Origin of the sequence: Pseudomonas sp. R3-52-08 (assembly GCF_003851745.1) — a bacterium.
Lineage (GTDB): Bacteria > Pseudomonadota > Gammaproteobacteria > Pseudomonadales > Pseudomonadaceae > Aquipseudomonas.
Genome location: NZ_CP027730.1, coordinates 5,259,035 through 5,279,093, shown reverse-complemented (window position 1 = coordinate 5,279,093; position 20,059 = coordinate 5,259,035). Strand labels below are relative to the sequence as shown.

Below are 20,059 nucleotides of genomic sequence, written 5' to 3'. Positions count from 1 at the left end.
GTTTTTCCATGCACGATCCCCATAGCGAACGCATGAGTAGCGGCGAGACCCGAGCGGCAAGCGGTCTGGCCCTGGTGTTCGCCTTCCGTATGCTGGGCATGTTCATGGTGTTGCCGGTGCTGGCGACCTATGGGATGGATCTCGCCGGCGCGACCCCCGCATTGATCGGCCTGGCGATCGGCGCCTATGGCCTGACCCAGGCGATCTTCCAGATTCCGTTCGGCATCATTTCCGACCGTATTGGCCGGCGCCCGGTGATTTACCTGGGGCTGATCGTGTTCGCCCTCGGCAGTGTGCTCGCGGCGCAGTCCGATTCGATCTGGGGCGTGATCGCCGGACGTATCCTGCAGGGCGCCGGGGCGATTTCCGCCGCGGTAATGGCGCTGCTGTCGGACCTGACCCGCGAACAGCATCGCACCAAGGCCATGGCCATGATCGGCATGACCATCGGTTTGTCGTTTGCCGTGGCAATGGTGGTCGGCCCGCTGCTGACGCGCGCGTTCGGCCTGCATGGGTTGTTTCTTGCCACCGGCGGCATGGCGTTGTTCGGTATCGTGATCGTGGCCTTTATGGTGCCGCGCTCTACCGGCACGCTGCAGCACCGTGAATCCGGGGTCGCGCGCCAGGCGCTGTTGCCGACCCTCAAGCATCCGGACCTGCTGCGCCTGGATTTAGGTATCTTCGTGTTGCACGCAATGCTGATGTGCAGCTTCGTCGCCTTGCCCCTGGCCCTGGTGCAAAAAGCCGGGTTGCCCAAGGAGCAGCACTGGTGGGTCTACCTGACCGCGCTGTTGGTTTCGTTCTTCGCCATGATCCCGTTCATCATCTACGGCGAGAAGAAACGCAAAATGAAACGAGTTTTACTCGGCGCCGTCGCGACATTGATGCTCACTGAACTATTCTTCTGGCAGTTCGGCGACAGCCTGCGGGCGCTGGTGATCGGGACGGTGGTGTTCTTCACCGCGTTCAACCTGCTGGAGGCGTCATTGCCGTCGCTGATCAGCAAGGTTTCACCGGCCGGCGGCAAGGGCACGGCGATGGGCGTGTATTCCACCAGCCAGTTCCTCGGTTCGGCGCTGGGTGGGATCATGGGCGGCTGGATGTTCCAGCATGGCGGTTTGTCGGTTGTGTTCCTCGGATGCGCCGGGCTGGCTGCACTTTGGCTGGCCTTTGCTGTTACCATGCGCGAACCTCCGTATGTGACGAGCCTGCGCCTGCCGTTATCGCCTGAAGCGATGCGCGAAGCTGGCCTGGCCGAGCGCCTCAAGGCCGTCGTTGGGGTAACGGATGCAGTAGTGATCGCGGAAGAAGCTGCGATTTACATCAAATTGGACACCGAATTATTGGATCGCGCGACGCTCGAGCAACTGGTCAACCCAGTGCCGACAGCGCGCCCAGCCTAGGAGAACGTTATGGCCCGTGGGGTTAACAAAGTCATATTGGTCGGTACATGCGGCCAGGATCCCGAAGTTCGCTACCTGCCGAACGGTAACGCCGTGACCAACCTGAGTCTGGCGACCAGCGAACAGTGGACCGACAAGCAAACTGGCCAGAAGGTCGAGAAAACCGAATGGCACCGCGTGTCGATGTTCGGCAAGGTTGCCGAGATCGCCGGTGAGTACCTGCGCAAAGGTTCGCAGGTATACATCGAAGGCAAACTGCAGACTCGCGAGTGGGAAAAAGACGGCATCAAGCGTTACACCACCGAAATCGTGGTCGACATGCAAGGCACCATGCAACTGCTGGGCGGCCGTCCACAGGGCGACCAACAGGGCCAGGGCGGCATGTCCAACTCGGCACCGCGTCCACAGCAATCGCGTCCGCAGCCAAGCCAGCAGCCTCAGCGTGAGTCGCGTCCAGCACCACAACAGGCTGCGCCGCAGCCAGCTCCGGATTTCGACAGCTTTGATGACGATATCCCGTTCTGAGGTCTGAGACCCAGAACCCCCAAAACCCCCGATAGCCCCTGGCATCGGGGTTTTTTTATGGGGCATGCTTAACCGCCAACGAAGGAGAACTGTGATGACCTGGTCCGCCAAGCAATACACGATGTTCGAGCAGCAACGCACGCGCCCCGTCCGCGACCTGGTGGCGGCGATTCCCAATACCGACGTGGGCACAGCCGTCGATTTGGGCTGTGGCCCCGGCAATTCCACCCAGGTGCTGGCCGAGCGCTTTCCCCATGCGCACATCACCGGCATGGACAGCTCCGACGACATGTTGATCGACGCGCGCAAACGCTTGCCGACGCTCAGCTTCGAATTGGCGGATATCGGCGCCTGGAGTCCGGCGCAGCAGTTCGACGTGATTCTCGCCAACGCGTCCCTGCAATGGTTGCCTGACCACGCCACGCTGTACCCGCACTTGGTGCATCAACTGGCCCCCGGCGGCACGCTGGCGGTACAGACGCCGGACAACCTCGACGAGCCTGCCCACCGGCTCGCCCGCGAAGTCGCGGCGCAGGGGCCATGGGCTGCGAAGATCGGCGCGGTCAAGCATAACGAGCGGCATTCGGCGAGCTATTACTACGAGCTGCTGAGTCGGTACTGCACTACCGTCGATGTATGGCGCACCACCTACCAACACCCGCTGGCAGACCACGCGGCCGTGGTGGAGTGGTTCAAGGCTTCAGCGCTGCGACCCTTCCTGGCCCCCCTGAACGATGGCGAACAAGCCGCGTTCCTGCAGGAGTACCAGGCGCGGATTAGCCAGGCTTACCCAGCCCTGAGCGACGGCACCGTGTTGCTGCCATTCCCGCGCCTGTTCATCATCGCCACGCGCTAAGGTTACTCAGCGGCGGTCAAGCCACCGCCGCTTGGGCCTTCAGATAGTCATTTGTCGACACCACGCTTGCATAGCCGAAGGCCAGCGACGCCATGTATGCGCCATGCACCTGCGCGGCGGGAATCACCTGCCCATTGAATTCCTGGTCGCGGGTCGCGCACGCGTCGTGGATCACCGTGACCTTGTAGCCCAAGTCCGCTGCTGCCCGCGCCACCGCATCGATGCACATATGGCTCATGCTGCCGACCACAACCACGTCGGTGATGCTGCGCTGTTCCAGCAACTCGCGCAGGTTGGTCTGGCGAAAAGCATTCACAAAATGCTTGAGCACCACCGGCTCATTGCCCTGGTTCAGCACTTTGGCATGCAAATGGGCACCTTCTGAGCCCGGTGTGAAGAACGGCGCGTCATCGCCTTCGAACTCGTGACGAACGTGAATCACGGTATCCCCGGCCTGACGAAAGGCCTGCAGCACTCGCGCAGCATTGTCTGCGGCGGCCTCCACACCATCAAGCGGCCACTTGCCTTGGGGGAAGTAGTCGTTCTGGATATCGATCAGGATGAGTGCTTGCTTGGCCATGTGGATTGCCTCGTGATGGGTTGATAGGCCCAGTATCTTAGCTGGCGCCGTCGCCGGATATCGGGTGCGATTCATGTGAATCGTGCAGAACGCCGCGTACCCGCAGCAGCGTCGTGCAGAATGACGCAGGCTAACTGCTATTGCGTTTTCCCCAAGTGATTGATTTTAAAACGATCCTCCTCAGCCAGATATTGGCCTGATCCCTGCTACGCTTCCCCTACACACATGGCCGAATGCCAAGGGGGATGCATGACCCCAATTTCACCGGAAAAATGGGTAGTCGCTCACTCGACACGCGCTGGCGCACCCCAGCATGAAGTCGATACCAATCGCGCCCTGGCGCGCTGGTTGGCGCAGATACTGGGGCTCAAGTTCGGCGGCAGCTACGATCCACAGAAGCATGCCGGCCGCGACCTGTACCTGCTTCCCACACAAACTCTGGTGGGGGCGGCCCAGGCCCGCGCACTCAATATCAAAGGCCCGCAAGACCTGTGGGGCGGTTATGTCGATCACGGGTTCATCTGCACCAAAGCCATCAGTCATGGACTGTTGAGCCCTGAAGCCAAGGCGCCGGAGGGCTGGTCACCGTTGTTCAGTGAGCGGGTGCGCGACGTGGTGCTCGATGGCTTGAGTGTCTTCGCTATGGAGGATGCACGGCCCGCCGCCACGCGCTTGCTCTACAGCGGGCCGATTCGCTTGAAACCGGTGAACGCCTGCGCTGGGCGCGGCCAGCAAGTCATTCGCAGCCTCGACGAATTCGACGCCCTATTAGCGCGTCCTGAAGCGGCGGGGATATTCGACGACGGCGTGGTGCTGGAACAAGACCTGCACGACGTGGTCACTCACAGTGTAGGCCAGAGCTTTATTGGCGATCAGGTGCTGAGCTACTGCGGCGAGCAATACCTGACCCGGGACGGGCAGGGCGAGGACGTTTATGGCGGCTCCCAACTGCTGGTGGTGCCCGGTGGCTATGATGATTTACTCACGCTGGACCTGCCCGACGATGTGCGTGAAGCCGTCAGGCAAGCGCAGGTCTTCGACAGAGCTGCCGACGAAGCCTACCCAGGCTTCTATGCCTCGCGGCGCAACTACGACATCGCCCAGGGCCTGGACAGCGACGGCCAGCGCCGCAGTGGTGTGCTCGAGCAGTCCTGGCGCATGGGCGGGGCCAGCAGCGCGGAAGTCGCGGCGCTGCAGAGCTTTATCAACAACCCGAGCCTTACGGCCATCCGTGTGGCCTCGGTGGAAACCTACGTGGACCAGGCGCTGCCGGCGGATGCCATCGAGGTGTACCGAGGCCCGGCTGAAAACAGCGACTTTCTACTCAAATACGTGACGGTTGAGGCTTATGACGGCTAGAAGCGAGAGCATTGCGATCGATATAGACGACGAACAGATGAGCGGGACCTTCCTGAGCCCCAAATCCAAAGTGCCGGGGGTGTTGTTCGTGCACGGTTGGGGTGGGAGCCAGGAGCGCGACCTGGAACGGGCCAAAGGCATCGCGGGGCTCGGTTGCGTGTGTCTGACCTTCGACCTTCGCGGCCACGCTGGCACGGGGATTCCGCTGTCCCGCGTGACCCGTGAAGATAACCTGCGCGACCTGCTGGCCGCCTATGACCGCCTGCTGTCCCACCCGGCGATCGACACTTCGGCGGTGGCCGTGGTGGGCACCAGCTACGGCGGCTACCTGGCCGCCATCCTCACCTCATTGCGCCCGGTGCGCTGGCTGGCGTTGCGTGTGCCAGCGCTGTACCGCGACCAGGAATGGCTCAAGCCCAAGCGTGACCTGGACAAAGCCGACCTGATGGACTACCGCAGCACCCTGGTGCGTGCCGAAACCAATCGCGCCTTGCACGCCTGCGCGCAATTTACCGGCGATGTACTGATTGTCGAATCGGAAACCGACGACCACGTGCCCCACGCCACCATCATGAGTTACCGCGCGGCGTGCCAGCAGACCCATTCCCTGACCCACCGCATCATCGACGGCGCCGACCATTCATTGAGCGACCCAGTGTCACAACAGGCCTACACCTCGATCCTGGTGGACTGGATCACCGAGATGGTGGTGGGCGAACGGTTGAGCATCATTCAGTCGCAATAAGCCAGTGACGTAGATCGTTCCCATGCTCTGCGTGGGAATGCCGCCCGGGACGCTCCGCGTCCAGCCAAGCTAATGCGCACGGGTGACGCAGAGCGTCCCGGGCTGCATGCCCACGCGGAGCGTGGGGACGATCAGTCTGTCTGTTTCAACGTCGTATCAAGCTGTCTTCTTGACCCGCAACGCCTTGGCCTTAGCTTCCACACCCAAATACATCACCAATGCGATCAGCAGCGGGCAAATAAAATAGATCGCCCGATAAGCAATCAACCCGGCCAGCAAACTCCCGCGTGACGCTTCATGCTGCAGCAGGCCGATAAAAACCGCTTCGAGCACGCCAAGCCCCGCCGGAATATGCGTAAGCACCCCGGCAATCGCGCTGATCAGCAGCACCCCCAGCACCAGCGGATAGTCCAGTTTCGACGGCAACAGTGTGAAAATCACCGCCGCCATCAGCGCCCAGTTCAACGCGCCCAGCATCAATTGCAAACACGCCATGCGCAGCGACGGCAGGTTGATTTCCATGCCGCGAATCGTCCACGCGCGTTTTTTCGAAAACCGGCAGGCGGCCAGGTAGCCCAGGCTGGCCAGTACCAGCAGTGCGCCGATGCCTTGCAGTGCCGTGGTGCTGACCTTCCAGCCCGGCGGCATGGTGACCAGGCCGCTGCTGAAAATCACCCCCGAGATCGCCATATAGCCGAACCAGTTAGTCGCCAGGCTCAGCCCCAGGATCTTGGCGATATTGCTGGTGCTCACCCCCAGGCGCGAGTACAGGCGATAACGCATCGCGATGCCGCCCACCCACGCGCTCAGGTTGAGGTTGAACGCGTAGCTGATGATCCCCACCGGCAGGATCTGCTTCCAGCGCAACGGCTGGCGAATGTAGGTGCGGCCGATCAGGTCGAAGCAGGCGTAGACGATAAAGCTGCACACTGTCAGCGCGCTGGCGATCAGCAAGGTGCGCACTTTGAATTCGCTCAGGGTCTGCAGCACTTCGCTCCAGTCGATGCGCCGGGCAAGCAGGGTGAACAGCACGATCAGCAGCAGGAAGAACGCAATGGTCAGGGGTTTCTTCCAGCGCTGGAACCGTGAGCCTTTTTTTTCAGACGTCATGGGCCGGACTCTCGATGGGTTTTAAACGCGGCTTGTGCGCTGGCAGCCAGCCGGTCAGGACCGGGAAGTGGCGCATCACATGAAACACCAGGAAACCCACGGTCAGGCGCCATAACCACAGGCGGGGTTTGCGCTTCTCCGGCATGGTCTGGCAATGGTTTCTGGCGAGTGTTTCCAGGCTTTCGTACAACTGCTGATTGAACGCCCGATCCCGAATCAGCACATTGGCTTCCAGGTTCAGTGCCAGGCTCAACGGGTCCAGATTGCTTGAGCCCACGGTGCTCCAGTCATCGTCCACCAACGCCACCTTGCCGTGCAGCGGGCGCTGGCAGTATTCATGAATCACCACGCCGTCCTTGAGCAGGTAGTCATAGAGCATGCGCGCCGCCAGCTTGGCGAGCAGCACATCCGGCTGGCCCTGCATGATCAGTTGGACGTGCACGCCACGGCGCGCGGCGTTGCGGATTTCGCGCAGCAGGCGGTAGCCGGGGAAGAAGTACGCGTTGGCGATCACGGCGCGTGTACGGGCTTTGCTCAAGGCGTGGATATAGGCTTCTTCGATGTCATCGCGATGCTGCACGTTGTCGCGATAAATCAAGCGCACCAGGCCGTCTTCCTCAGACGTGGCCCACGGCGCAGGGCGTTGCGGGCGCCGCCGCCAGCCACGCCGGGTGCGCACCTGACGACCACTTTGCGCCAGGGCGAAGTGGTGCAGGTCGGCCACCGCCGGGCCGACGATCTGCACCGCATAATCCTGCTTGGCTTCAGGGCCGAAGTCGCCCAGGTGGTCGGCGGAAAAGTTGATGCCGCCGATGAAAGCCACAGCGGCATCCACCACCACGATTTTGCGGTGCAGGCGGCGAAACCAGTTGGTGCGAATGCCCAGCGTTTTCGAGGCCGGATCGAACATCTGCACCGCCACCCCGGCCTCGGCCAGCTCGCGCAAAAACGAAACACTCAATTCGCCGCAACCAAAGCCATCAAGGCTGGCCACCACCTTTACCCCGCGCTGCGCCGCCTCGATCAAGATGTCTTTGAGCTCAAAGCCGACCTTGTCTTCGAAGAGGATAAACGTCTCCAGCAGAATCTCGCGCTGTGCCGCGCGCATGGCCTCGAACACCTTGGGGAAGTAGGCCTCGCCATTCTCCAGCAGTTCGATTTGATTGCCACTCTGCCAGTCGTAATCGAGGTCACGCGCCTTGGCGTCATCCGGCGGTTGATCGGTGGCGATATGTTCTACAGCAACGTTCATAGCTCAATCTCCACCGACAGCGGCACATGGTCCGAGAGGTGCGACCAGGGACGCGTGGTCAGCACGCGGGGGTTATGCACCTTCAAATTGCGCACGTAAATGCGGTCCAGCGGCAACAGCGGCAGGCGCGCCGGAAACGTGCGCGCCGGTTTGCCCAGGGTTTCGGCGAAGACCTCCTTGAGGCCGCTTTGGCTGAGGTCGGCGCGCTGGCGCCAGTCGTTGAAATCGCCGGCGACCACCAGCGGCGCGTCAGCCGGAATCTCGCTGATGCGCTGCTCCAGCAAGCGCAATTGCTGCTGGCGATGCACCTCACGCAAGCCCAGGTGGATGCAGATCGCATGCACCTGCTGCCCGCTGCCCGGCAGGCGCAGGACGCAATGCAGCAGGCCACGGTTTTCGTGGCCGCTTTGGGAGATGTCGAGGTTGTCGTGACGGACGATCTGGAATTTCGACAGCAACGCGTTGCCGTGGTCGCCGTGGGGGTAGACCGCGTTGCGCCCGTAGGCGAACTGCGGCCAGATGCTGTCGGCGAGGAACTCGTACTGCGGCATTTTCGGCCAGTCGCTGTAGCGCTGGGGATGGCGCTCGTGGGTGCCGTGGATCTCCTGAAGGAACACTATGTCGGCGCCGACACTGCGCACCGCTTCGCGCAGTTCGGGCAGGATGAAGCGTCGATTCAAGGCGGTGAAGCCCTTGTGAATATTGACCGTCAGCACGGTAAAGCGCGTGATGGCAGTGGTGGGCGTGGTGGGGATCAACTCAGGCTGGGTCATGCCAGCACCCCCGGCTCGGGCAGTCGTCCGGGCTCCGTCAGCAGGTTGGTATCCAGCCCGAAGCGCTGCAGCAATTGGCGGGCATCGTACGGTGCGCGCACCTTGATGTCGTTGTCGAAAAAGCAGAATACGTCGCGCTGTTTGCGGGCGCGTGGCTTGTGTTTCGGGTCGATCAGGTGCGCATCCGTGGGCTGTTTGCCGTGACGCCAGCGCTCGATGCGGTCGCCCCAGCGCTTGAGGGCTTCGTCGGTATAGCCGCTGGCGTACAACTGTTTGTCGCCATGCAAGCGCAGGTACATGAAGTTGGCGGTAACGTCTTCGGCATACGGCCACTTGCCGGCGGTGTCCGCCACCACCAGGGCCACGCCGTACTTATCCAACAGCTGCACGAATTCAGGCACCGCAAAACTTGCGTGACGAATTTCCACGGCATGGCGCATGGGCCGCTTGCCGTAGGCCTTCATGCTCGCCTTGCCATTCAGGCGCGGCTCATGCTGATGGGCGAGGGCGGCCGCCTGCTGGGTGTCGGTGGGCAGTTCGGCGAGGAAGACTTCGAACAGGGGCGGGTCGAACTTGAAGCTGGGCGGGAACTGCCAAAGGATTGGCCCGAGCTTTTCTTTCAACTCCAGCACCCCGGAGGCGAAGAAATTCGCCATGGGCTTGTGCACATCCCGCAGGCGCAGGATGTGCGTGATATAGCGTGGGGCCTTGACGCTGAACAGGAAGCCTTCAGGCGTGTCGGCATACCACTCCGCGTAGCGCTTGGGCGTTTGCAGCGCATAGAACGAACCGTTGATTTCGATGCCGTTGACGGCGCGTGACGCAAACTGCAACTCGCGTTTCTGGGTCAAGCCTTCGGGGTAGAAATCGCCCCGCCAGGGCGTGTAGCGCCAGCCGGAAATGCCGATATGAATCGCCGCCATGCTTACTCCCATTGAGGTAGGGTCGATTGCCCTGCGTGTTGGGATGACTGTGAATTTTGACCGAAAGTTTCCACATTCCTACAAACGGTCGAGCGTCCGAAGGTAGGAAGCAGGTGGTTGAATCAAAGGAACGATCACGGCTCAAACCCGTCAGTTCCTAACAGACCCTCTGAAGGAGCCCGGTGTTTTGCTGAATTTCAAGACTGCATTACTGCTCGGCGCGCTGCTGTTCTGCGGCAATGGCGCACTGTATGCCGCAGCCACCGCGCCTGAGCCCGAAGCCCCGGCCAAGCCGGAATTGCTGGTGGAAGGCGGCCTGCTGGGGGCCATCAGCTCCAGCATCGATGATGTGCAGCAGAAGCTGGACCTCAACCAGAATTTCATCGACGAATGGCGCCTGCGCGCCGACCGCGCCGCCAACGAAGTAGGGCGGCTGGTCAACCAGACGGCCGCGCGCTCGCCGTGGAGCGTGGCCGGGGATTTTCTGTTGCTCTCGGCCGTGTGGATCGGCGCTTTTGCGCTGCTGACCCTGCTGGGGCGCCTGATCGTCCGGCGCTTGAGCCAGCGGGTGTTTTTCCAGCGCCGGGCGCGCCTGCTGGCGGTGCTGGGGTACGTGGTGCCTTACACCATCCCGGCGGTTATCTGCCTGCCGTTGACGCTGTCTGTCAGCCACTTTCTAGTCAACTCCGTGGGCCGGGCGCTGGCGCTGTGTTTTGCCTATGCCACCAGTAGCGGCATCTTTTCCACCTCGATGCTGCTGTGCGTCATTGTCATGTTCAACCTCGGCCACAAGCGCCCGGCGGTGCAGATCATTCGCGACTACTGCCCCAAACCGCTGTTTCTGATCGGCTTCCTCGCCGCCCTCAGCGATGCACTGACCAGCCCGCAGATCGCCCGCCAGTTCGGCGGCAATATCACCAGCAGCATCGCAGTGTTTACCGGCCTGTTCGCCACGCTGATCTTCGGCGTGCTGGTGGTGCGCCTGCGGCGTCCGGTGGCGCATCTGATTCGTAATCGGCCGCTGGCCCAGCGCCTCAAGCACCCGGCGTTGCAACAGTCATTGCGAGTATTTTCCGGGCTTTGGTATTGGCCGATTCTGCTGATGGTGCTGGTATCGGCGATCAACCTGATCGGTGCCGGCGACGACAACCAAAAAGCTCTGCGCTGTGCCTTGTTCACCACGATCCTGCTGATCGGCACCGTGTTCCTCAGCACCGTGCTGCAACACCTGTTCAAGTCGCGCAGCCAAGTGGCGATCCAGCGCAGCAGCGCCTACAAGGAGCGCTTCCTCAGCCTGTTGCACGCGATATTGCGCATTGTCATGGCCATCGCCTTTATCGAAATCCTCGGGCGGATCTGGGGCGTGTCGTTGTTCGAGTTTGCCCAGCGCAACTCGGTGGGCCGGGCGATCAGCGATTCCCTCAGCAGCATCGGCCTGATCCTGCTGATGACCTGGCTGTTCTGGGTGGTGCTCGATACCGCGATTCAGGAAGCGCTCAAACCCCCGGTGAACAAGCGCTCCAGCCGCCAGCCCAGCACCCGCGTGAAAACCATCCTGCCGCTGCTGCGTAACGCGGTGAAGATTATTCTCGTGGTGATTTGTGCGATCACCACCATGGCCAACCTGGGCATCAACGTCGCGCCGCTGCTGGCGGGTGCCGGTGTGGTCGGCCTGGCCATCGGTTTCGGTTCGCAGCAATTGGTGCAGGACGTGATCACCGGCCTGTTCATCATCATCGAAGACACCCTGTCGATCGGCGACTGGGTGGTGCTCGACTCCGGCCATGCCGGCACCGTCGAGGGCCTGACCATCCGCACCCTGCGCCTGCGCGACGGCAAGGGCTTCGTGCACTCGGTGCCGTTCGGGCAGATCAAGGCCGTCACCAACCAGTCGCGGCAGTTCGCTTATGCGTTCTTCTCGGTGCAGTTCACCTACGACACCGACGTGGACAAAGCCGTGGAGCTGATCCGCGAGGCCGGGCAGTCGATCCGCGACGATGTGTTCCTCAAGTACAACCTGCAAGGGCCGCTGGAAGTGTTTGGGGTCGACAAGATGGACCTCAACGGCGTGGTGCTGACGGCGCAGTTCCGTACCGTGTCGGGTGGGCAATATGCGGTGAGCCGTGCGTTTAACCAGCGTCTGAAAAAGCTTGTGGATAACTGCGATGAGGTGCATTTCGCGCAGACTTATCCACAGCAGGTGTTGTTGCCCAAGCGTACTGCCCAAGTGGATGAGGCGCAGGCGGTGATGCTGAGCGAGCAGCCTCGCTCACAGTGATGGTGTGGCTGAGCTGACGCCATCGGGGGCAAGCCCCCTCCCACACTTGATTGGGTTCACAGATCAAAATGTGGGAGGGGGCTTGCCCCCGATGAGGCCCTCAAACTCAATGCCTGACCAACTTCTCCTGCACCGCCTGCTGATCCACCTCCGACAAAATCTGCTGCTTACCGCCCACCATCACCGCCGCCGGCACCCCATCCCGATACACAATCCGATTGCCACTCACCGCCGGCACCTTGCTGCCTGGTAACAGCGTACCCACCAGATTCAACGGATCCGCCCCGCACACGGCAATCAAGCTACCGTCGTGAGGGCGCCGCCTTACTTCGCGCAGCAACGGGATAGCCTCCGGCAATGCAAACTGCTCACCCGCCAACCCGCTGACAAACCGCCCGCCGCGAATTTCGCCCCGTGCCTCCAGCCGATGGAAAGTGCGCAGCAATTCGCGCCAGCTCGGCAGCCAGTCCGCCTCGCGCTCCAGCAAGCGCCAGAACACCACGCCATAGCGGCGCAGCAGGGTCATCGCCACATGTTCCAGCGTCTCGGCCGAATGCGCACCGGCGTCGCTCGGCGCGCGGCGGATCAAGGCCCAGCGCCCGGCGTCGTCCATGCCGCCGATAAAGGCGCCGCGCCCCCGCCGGCTGCTGCGCGCCTGGCGTTTACTGGCGGGCGTGGTCAGGGCGCGCAGCCCGGCGAAGCTGTCGGCATTGACCAAGCCCGCGCCGACCAACTCCTGCAACGCGGTTTCCAGCTCGCTGCGCAGCAGATGGGCTTCATGCACCAGCTCATGGAAAAACAACGCGCCCTGTTCGCGCAGGGCCAAATGGACTTTTTGCGCCTTGGGCGACAGCGTCGTGCTGTCCGTCTGTTCGGTCAGCCCGCTCCACAGCGGCACCTGGCTGCGCGGCAACAGCACGATTGGCGTGCTGCGCAAGGCCATGGCGCTGGCCTTGTGGCTCAGGCGCGTCCACACCAGCTTGCCGCTGCGGCACAAGTCGTCGAGCCAGGTTGACGAGTAGTCCTTGATCCGCGCGCTGAGCAGGTCGCTGTCCCACGCCGAGGTGGCGGCGGCATAGCCTTCGAACTGGCCGACGATTTGCGGCAACACCGCGCTGCCTTGGCCGCGCGTGCTGTCGGACAGGTGCTGCCAGTCGAACAGAAAGCGCATGAAATCCTGCAGCGCCACCGGTTCGATTTCCCGGCGCAGGCGCTTGACCGTGTAGCGATGAATACGCGCCAGCAGGTGCCGTTCGCACCATTGCTCCTCAACGGCGCCGGGGCTGAAGTACCCGCGCAGCACATAGCCTTCCTGCTCCAGCCGCGCCAATGCCTGGGCCACGGTGGCGGCGGGCAACGCCAGCGGCGCGGCAATCTCGGGCAGCGTCAACGGGCCGAAACCGCCCAGGCGGGCGCGCAGCACTTCCACCAACGCCTCATCGAATGTCCACGGTTCATCGAAACCGGGCAGCAGCGCCAGTGTGTGCGGGTAAATCGCCTGCAAACAGCTCAAGCGTTCCACGGCCACCCACAGGCCGTTGGGCAGCGGGTAAGCGCGTCCGGCCTCGGTCAAGGTGTGCAACCACTCGGCCCATTGCGGCGTGACCTCCTGGCTTGCAATGCAGGCCAGGCTCATCAGCGCTTCGTGCATTTCATCCGGCCCCTGGGGCGCCGGCCAGGCCTCTTCGCGTACGCCGGCGATGGCCTCGGCATCCAGTGCGCCGAGGTCGTCGGTACTTTGCGGGTCGCTCCAGCGGCGGTTGAGCACGGCCTGGGTTCGACGCTCTTCCAAGGGCGCGTCATCGAGAAAGGTGTAGGGGCGCGCGCTGAGAATCTCGGCGGCCATCGGCGAAGGCGCGGGCAGGTCGCGGCTGACCATGCGAATGTCGCCCGCTTCCATGCGCCGCAGCAAAGCCAGCCAGCCCTCGCTGTCCATGGCTTCGTGAAGGCAGTCGTCGATGGTTTGTTCCACCAGCGGATGGTCGGGCACTTCGCGTTCGCCGGCGAGGTTTTCCAGGCAGGCAATCTGGTCGGGAAACACACTGGCGATCAGGTCTTCGCTTTTCATGCGCTGGATCTGCGGCGCCACCTTGCGCCCGCCGGTATAGCGCGGCAACGCCAGCGCCACGCCGGCGTTCCAGCGCCAGCGCACACCGAACAGCGGTGCATCCAGCACCGCCTGGATCAGCAGGTGTTCAGCGCTATTGCTGTTGAGGTAACGCCACACTTCATCAAGGGCGAAGCTGTGGCTGGTGGACAGCGACAGCACAATCGCATTTTCGCTGGCCGCCGCTTGCAGCTCGAAGTTGAAGGTGCGGCAGAAACGCTTGCGCAGGGCCAGGCCCCAGGCGCGGTTGATGCGGCTGCCAAAGGGCGTGTGGATGATCAACTGGGTGCCGCCGGACTCGTCGAAAAACCGTTCCATGATCAACGTGTCCTGGGATGGCAACGCGCTGAGGGCCAGGCGTGCGCGGGCCAGGTAATCCAGTATTTGTTCGGCGCTGGCGCGGTTCAAACCCAGCGTCCCAGTGAGCCAGGCCTGCGCCGGGAGCAGGTCGCCGGGGCTGGCGCTGAGCAGCTGATCCAGCTGCCCCTGCAAACGGGCCACCGCCGCCGACAACTCATTGCTGCGCCCCGGTGCTTCACCCAGCCAGAACGGAATGGTCGGCGGCTGGCCGTGGGCGTCCTCGACCCGCACCTTGCCGGCTTCTACCCGCAGGATGCGGTACGACGTATTGCCCAGCTGGAAGATATCGCCAGCGATGCTTTCCACCGCGAAGTCTTCGTTGACGCTGCCGATGTTCAGGCTCTGGGGCTCCAGCAGCACGCTGTAGTCGGCGTTGTCGGGAATGGTGCCGCCGCTGGTCACGGCCGTGAGCCGGGCACCACGGCGGCCGCGCAGGGTATGGGTCACGGCGTCACGGTGCAGATAGGCGCTGCGGATACCCTGGCGCCCGTTGTAGCCATCGGCAAGCATGTGCAACAGCGCCTGGTAGTGGCGCTCATCCAACTCGGCATAGGGCGCGGCGCGGCGGATAAGCGTCAGCAGGAGCGCTTGCGACCATTCGCGGGCGCTGACCTCGGCGATGATTTGCTGGGCCAGCACGTCCAGCGGCGCCACGGGGATGTGCAAGGTGTCGAGTTCGCCACGGCGTACGCAATCGAGGAGGGCGGCGCATTCGATCAGGTCGTCGCGGGTAGTGGCAAACAGGCGGCCCTTGGGCGTGCCGCCGACCTGATGCCCGGAGCGGCCGACCCGTTGCAGAAAACCGTTGATCGAGCCGGGCGAGCCGATCTGGCAGACCAGGTCCACATCGCCGATATCAATCCCCAGTTCCAGGGACGCGGTGGCGATCAGCACCTGCAGCTCACCGGCCTTGAGACGTTGCTCGGCGTCCAGGCGCATTTCCTTGGCCAGGCTGCCATGGTGGGCGGCCACGGCCGTTTTGCCCAGGCGCTCGCTCAGGTGCCGCGCCAGGCGTTCGGCCAGGCGTCGCGTGTTGACGAATATCAGCGTGGTGCGGTGTTCACGGGCCAGTTCGGCGAGGCGGTTATAGACCAGTTCCCACACATCATTAGCCATCACTGCCGAGAGCGGCACCGGTGGCACTTCGATATCCAGGTCGCGCGGGCGGGCGTGGCCGATGTCGACGATGGCGCATTCGCGCCCGGTGCCGACCAAAAACCGCGAGACCGCTTCGATGGGCTTTTGCGTGGCCGACAGGCCGATGCGCGTCAGCGGCTCGGCGCACAACGCTTGCAGGCGCTCCAGGCTCAGCGCCAGGTGACTGCCACGCTTGCCGGCGGCAATCGCATGGATTTCATCAACGATCACCGTGCGCGTGCTGGCGAGCATCTGCCTGCCCGAGTCCGAACCGAGCAGCACGTAGAGCGATTCCGGGGTGGTGACCAGGATATGCGGCGCGCGCTTGCGCATCTGGGCGCGGTCTTTTTGCGGGGTGTCGCCGGTGCGCACTGCGGTGCGGATCACCAACGGCGGCAGGCCTTGTTTCTCGAGGTGCTCGGTGATGCCTGCCAGTGGGTTTTGCAGATTGATCTGAATATCGTTGGAGAGCGCCTTGAGCGGCGAAACGTAGACCACCAGGGTCTCATCGGGCAATTGGCCGTCATTGGCCAGACCCTGGTGGACCAGGTCGTCCAGCACCGCGAGAAAGGCGGTCAGGGTCTTGCCCGAACCGGTCGGCGCGGCGATCAGCGTCGAGCGGCGCTGCCGGATCAGCGGCCACGCCTGGGCCTGCGCGCCGGTCACCGAGGGGAAGGTACTGCGGAACCAGGTACTGACGGCGGGGTGGAAGCCGTCCAAAGCCCTGTCCGTTGATTCGGGAAAGTTCATGTAGTGATTGATGCCACCTGCTCCAACAAGTTGCAAACACCTACTTTGTCCGTGACGGTTGCGCTACAAACCCGCAAAATGCAACGATTCTGGAATAAACCTACGGCAAGGCTCACGCGCCTGCCGACACAACCATCGTTCCAAACAGACCGGGCCTGCTCAATCTATGCGAATGCGCCTTATGTTACTGGGCGGCGGGAATGCCCTCGGGCAGGCGCTGATTCGCCTCGGTGCAGAGGAAGACATCGGTTTCCTCGCCCCCAAACCGCCCCAAGACGGCTGGGATGCCGCAAGCCTCACCCAGTTGCTCGACGACACCCGTCCCGATGCGTTGATCAACCTCGCCTACTATTTCGACTGGTTCCAGGCCGAAGCGGTCAGCGAAACCCGCCTGGCGTCCCAGGAATTCGCCATCGAACGCCTCGCCGAGTTGTGCCAGCACCACAGCATTACCCTGCTGCAACCGTCCAGCTACCGCGTGTTCGACGGTTCCCGCGCCACCGCTTACAGCGAAAAAGACGAGCCGGTGCCCCTGGGCCTGCGTGGCCAGGCGTTGTGGCGTATCGAGCAGAGCGTACGCGCCACCTGCCCGCAACATGTGCTGTTGCGCTTTGGCTGGCTGCTCGATGACAGCGTCGACGGTACCCTCGGACGCTTCCTGGCCCGGGCCGAACAGCCCGATGAATTACTGATGGCGGATGACCGTCGCGGCAACCCGACGCCGGTGGACGATGCGGCGCGGGTGATCATTTCCGTGCTCAAGCAACTCGATTGCGCGGCGCCGCTGTGGGGCACTTACCATTATGCCGGCCACGAGGCGACCACACCGCTGGCGCTGGGCCAGGCGATCCTCACCGAAGCGCGCAACTTCCACCCGCTGGCCATCGAGTCACCGACCGCCCAGGCCCACGCGGCGCGGCCGGATGCGGCCGAAGAACCGCAACACGCGGTGCTGGCCTGCAAGAAAATCCTGCACACCTTTGGCATCAAGCCCCGGGCGTGGCGTGCGGGCTTACCGGCGCTGCTTGACCGCTTCTACCGCCACACCTGAAAACAACCCAAAACCAAATGTGGGAGGGGGCTTGCCCCCGATAGCAGAGTGTCAGTCAACAGATTCATTGACTGATCCACCGCCATCGGGGGCAAGCCCCCTCCCACATTTTGGTTATGCGTGTTGCTTAGAACTTGTAGCCGATACCTACCATGTAAACCATCGGGTCGACGTCCACGTTGACCTTGGCCCGGGTGCCCTGGCCCAACGCATTGTTATCCACCGTCGCCTTGGTGCTGATATCGATATAGCGCGCCTGCGCGTTGATCATCCATTTGTCGTTGATCATGTAGTCGGCGCCGATCTGCGCGGCCCAGCCCCAGGAATTCTCGGCCTTGAAGTTGCTGAACCCGGCCTGTTCGGCACGGCTGCCGACGTGCTCGTCGTAGATCCAGGTGTAGTTGATACCGGCGCCCACATACGGTTGGAACGCCGACTGGTGGTCCAGCGGGTAGTACACGACGCTCAAGGTCGGCGGCAGATGTTTCAGCGTGCCGAGCTTGCCGTTGGCGGCGCCGAGGGCGGTGTTCTTGATTTTTACGTCATGCTCGAACGGCGTGGCGGCCAGCAGTTCGATACCGACGTGATCGGTGAGCATGTAGGCGAAGTTCAAGCCCAGTTGGGTGTCGCTGCTCATGGTCGCCTTGCCGCCCAGGTTGGTGCCCGCCAATGGGCCCTGGTCAACCTTGACGCTGCTGCTGTCGGCCTTCGGATTCACGGTGATTGCACCGGCGCGAATCAGGATGTCGCCCGCTTGGTGAGCGTGAGCGAAAGGGGCGACGAGGGCGAGCGCGAACAGGGACGCGCCGAGCAGGGACTTGTTCATGGGAGCTCCAAAAGGACGTTAAAAGTTGTACGTCCAATGGTAAAGATCGTTCCGCTCGATCTGTTGACTCAGCTCAATGAAAGGGCAACCACACCGTAAAAACTGTGGGAGGGGGCTTGCTCCCGATGGCGGTGGGTCAGCCAATAACTCTGTTGACTGACACTCTGCTATCGGGGGCAAGCCCCCTCCCACATTTTGATTTTCGGTGTGTTCGCAGGTGGGGATTACTCTTCCAGTTCGTACATATAAATCTTCTCGGCATCCATCTGGTAACCGGCGTCGGCCAACTCACTGGACGACGGCTTGACCTGCATCGCACCCTCGATCCAGTACGGCTGGTACAGCTCATCGAGCTTCACGCCGACTTCGCTTTTCACATGCACGATCTGGTTCGACGGCGGCGGCGGAACATGGATGCACGCGCCGAAATACGGCACCAGGAGGAACTCGGTGGTGCGGCCTTCTTCGCTCACCTCCAGCGGCACGATGTACCCCGGCAGGCGAATGTGCTGGCCGTCCAGGCTCTGCACCACCGGCGCGTTGGGCAGGTCCTGCCTGGCAGCCGGCGCGGCCTCGACGGACAAGGCATCGGCCATGTTCGAGAGGTCATGCAGCGGTTTCATATTGGGCACTTCCGGTGGCGCATCCGGCGGGATCATTTCCTGCCACGACAAATCCCTGGGCTGCTCCTCGGCCCAGGCAGGCACGGCCACCAGCAGTAGCAAGGCAAACAGGGCACGACGCATCGACAGCTTCCTCATAAACGGATGGACAGGCCATCGGCCAACGACTGGCGATAGGCACGCCATGCGGGCACGCTGCCCATCAGTAACGCCGCCGCCAGGATACCGGCGAGCAACGTCCATTCATATTCGCTCGGCCACGCCATCGGCAGGTCCAGGCCGTAATTGGCCTGCAAATAACCCCGCGATGCGGCAATGCACAGGTACAACAAACCCAAACCTGCCACCACGCCGGCCAGGGCCAGAGCGAAAGCCTCGAAGATCAGCAGCGTTGCGATATGCCACGGTCGCGCGCCCACCGAGCGCAGGATCGCCATTTCGCGGCGGCGTTCGTTGAGGCTGGTGAGGATCGCCGTGAGCATGCCGATCAAACCGGTCAGCACCACGAACAGCGAAATCACGAACAGGGCTTTTTCGGCCGTGCCCATCATGCTCCACAGCTCTTGCAGCGCCACGCCCGGCAGAATCGCCAGCATCGGCTCGCCACGGAATTCATTGATTTCCCGTTGCAGGGCGAAGGTGGAAATCTTGTTGTTCAAGCCGAGCATGAAGGCGGTGATGGCTTGCGGGGTGAGGTCCATATTGCGCGCCTGATCGGCGCTGATACGGCCTTTGCCCTGGGCCGGCACGCCGTTGTGCCAGTCGATGTGGATCGCCTCCATGCCTCCGAGGCTGATATGCAGCGTGCGGTCCACCGGCGTGCCGGTGCGCTTGAGGATGCCGACCACGGTGAAGGGCTTGTCATCGTGCTTGACCAAGCTGACGACTGCTACACCATGGGCCAGCACCAGCTTGTCGCCAAGTTTGTAGTGCAGTGCATCGGCGACTTCGGCACCGAGCACCACCTCGAACGGATCGGTGGCAAAGGCGCGGCCACTGGCCAGCTCGAGGTTCTGTTTGCGCCCGTACTGGTAATGCTCGAAGTACGACGCGTTGGTGCCCATCACCCGGTAACCGCGATGGGAATCGCCGAGGGAAATCGGGATCGCCCACTTCACCTGCGGGTTGGCGGCGAAGTGCTCATAGCTGTCCCAGCGGATGTTATTGGTGGCGTTGCCGATGCGGAACACCGAGTACAGCAGCAGGTTCACCGAGCCCGAGCGCGCACCGACGATCAGGTCGGTGCCGCTGATGGTGCTGGCGAAGCTGTTGCGCGCCTCCACGCGCACGCGTTCCACCGCGAGCAACAAGCAGACGGAAAGCGCGATGGCGAAGGCGGTGAGGATCGCGGTAAAGCGGCGGTTAGCCAGGCTGGCCATGGCTAGACGAAACAGATACATC

General features: G+C 62.7%; 16 protein-coding genes. 7 read left to right on the top strand and 9 right to left on the bottom strand.

Translation table 11 applies throughout. From position 1 onward, the window contains the following. Positions 1-8 precede the first annotated feature (8 nt). The 3 genes from C4J91_RS24330 (at position 9) to tam (ending at position 2,784) form a co-directional block, all read left to right on the top strand. On the top strand, positions 9-1,403 hold the full coding sequence (locus tag C4J91_RS24330; protein ID WP_124364611.1) for an MFS transporter: 1,395 nt from the start codon (positions 9-11) through the stop codon (positions 1,401-1,403). 9 nt (positions 1,404-1,412) lie between these two features. After that, complete coding sequence (locus C4J91_RS24325; RefSeq protein WP_003232445.1) at positions 1,413-1,928, top strand: single-stranded DNA-binding protein; 516 nt, start codon at positions 1,413-1,415, stop codon at positions 1,926-1,928. A gap of 94 nt (positions 1,929-2,022) precedes the next feature. Beyond that, positions 2,023-2,784, top strand: a complete 762-nt coding sequence (gene tam, locus C4J91_RS24320; protein ID WP_124364610.1) for a trans-aconitate 2-methyltransferase — start codon at positions 2,023-2,025, stop codon at positions 2,782-2,784. 16 nt (positions 2,785-2,800) lie between these two features. Here the strand turns inward: tam and C4J91_RS24315 are convergent, their stop codons facing one another. Continuing rightward, positions 2,801-3,364: a cysteine hydrolase family protein gene (locus C4J91_RS24315; protein WP_124364609.1), complete on the bottom strand. Its 564-nt coding sequence runs from the start codon at positions 3,362-3,364 to the stop codon at positions 2,801-2,803. Between the two features lie 249 nt (positions 3,365-3,613). On the opposite strand from C4J91_RS24315, the gene C4J91_RS24310 reads away from it, so the two are divergent. Together C4J91_RS24310 and C4J91_RS24305 are read left to right on the top strand one after the other, a co-directional pair. Then, a complete protein-coding gene (locus C4J91_RS24310) occupies positions 3,614-4,723 on the top strand; it encodes a DUF3182 family protein (RefSeq protein WP_124364608.1) in 1,110 nt (369 codons plus the stop codon). Beyond that, on the top strand, positions 4,713-5,468 hold the full coding sequence (locus C4J91_RS24305; RefSeq protein ID WP_124364607.1) for a S9 family peptidase: 756 nt from the start codon (positions 4,713-4,715) through the stop codon (positions 5,466-5,468). Before C4J91_RS24310 ends, C4J91_RS24305 begins: the two co-directional genes overlap by 11 nt. A gap of 156 nt (positions 5,469-5,624) precedes the next feature. Here C4J91_RS24305 and C4J91_RS24300 read toward each other — a convergent pair whose 3' ends face one another. The 4 genes from C4J91_RS24300 to C4J91_RS24285 are packed head-to-tail and all read right to left on the bottom strand — an operon-like array spanning position 5,625 to position 9,526. Continuing rightward, positions 5,625-6,578 carry a lysylphosphatidylglycerol synthase domain-containing protein gene (locus C4J91_RS24300; protein ID WP_124364606.1) on the bottom strand — a complete coding sequence of 318 codons (954 nt, stop codon included), beginning with the start codon at positions 6,576-6,578 and terminating at the stop codon, positions 5,625-5,627. Beyond that, positions 6,568-7,830: a cardiolipin synthase ClsB gene (clsB, locus tag C4J91_RS24295; protein ID WP_124364605.1), complete on the bottom strand. Its 1,263-nt coding sequence runs from the start codon at positions 7,828-7,830 to the stop codon at positions 6,568-6,570. Before clsB ends, C4J91_RS24300 begins: the two co-directional genes overlap by 11 nt. Then, a complete protein-coding gene (locus C4J91_RS24290) occupies positions 7,827-8,603 on the bottom strand; it encodes an endonuclease/exonuclease/phosphatase family protein (protein WP_124364604.1) in 777 nt (258 codons plus the stop codon). Before C4J91_RS24290 ends, clsB begins: the two co-directional genes overlap by 4 nt. Further along, entirely contained in the window at positions 8,600-9,526 is a 927-nt protein-coding gene (locus C4J91_RS24285) for a DUF72 domain-containing protein (RefSeq protein WP_124364603.1), read from the bottom strand. Before C4J91_RS24285 ends, C4J91_RS24290 begins: the two co-directional genes overlap by 4 nt. A gap of 187 nt (positions 9,527-9,713) precedes the next feature. On the opposite strand from C4J91_RS24285, the gene C4J91_RS24280 reads away from it, so the two are divergent. After that, on the top strand, positions 9,714-11,804 hold the full coding sequence (locus C4J91_RS24280; protein WP_124364602.1) for a mechanosensitive ion channel family protein: 2,091 nt from the start codon (positions 9,714-9,716) through the stop codon (positions 11,802-11,804). A 106-nt stretch (positions 11,805-11,910) separates the two neighbouring features. Here the strand turns inward: C4J91_RS24280 and C4J91_RS24275 are convergent, their stop codons facing one another. Continuing rightward, positions 11,911-16,158: a DEAD/DEAH box helicase gene (locus C4J91_RS24275; RefSeq protein ID WP_124364601.1), complete on the bottom strand. Its 4,248-nt coding sequence runs from the start codon at positions 16,156-16,158 to the stop codon at positions 11,911-11,913. Positions 16,159-16,324: 166 nt separating this feature from the next. On the opposite strand from C4J91_RS24275, the gene C4J91_RS24270 reads away from it, so the two are divergent. Then, positions 16,325-17,209 (top strand): sugar nucleotide-binding protein, encoded by an 885-nt coding sequence (locus tag C4J91_RS24270; RefSeq protein WP_124364600.1) that lies wholly within the window; start codon positions 16,325-16,327, stop codon positions 17,207-17,209. Between the two features lie 127 nt (positions 17,210-17,336). Here C4J91_RS24270 and C4J91_RS24265 read toward each other — a convergent pair whose 3' ends face one another. The 3 genes from C4J91_RS24265 to C4J91_RS24255 form a co-directional block, all read right to left on the bottom strand. Then, positions 17,337-18,035 carry an OmpW family protein gene (locus C4J91_RS24265; protein ID WP_124364599.1) on the bottom strand — a complete coding sequence of 233 codons (699 nt, stop codon included), beginning with the start codon at positions 18,033-18,035 and terminating at the stop codon, positions 17,337-17,339. A gap of 224 nt (positions 18,036-18,259) precedes the next feature. Continuing rightward, positions 18,260-18,781, bottom strand: coding sequence for a DUF3299 domain-containing protein (locus C4J91_RS24260; protein WP_124364598.1), 522 nt, complete (start codon positions 18,779-18,781; stop codon positions 18,260-18,262). 11 nt (positions 18,782-18,792) lie between these two features. Further along, positions 18,793-20,058, bottom strand: a complete 1,266-nt coding sequence (locus tag C4J91_RS24255; RefSeq protein WP_124364597.1) for an ABC transporter permease — start codon at positions 20,056-20,058, stop codon at positions 18,793-18,795. Position 20,059 lies beyond the last annotated feature (1 nt).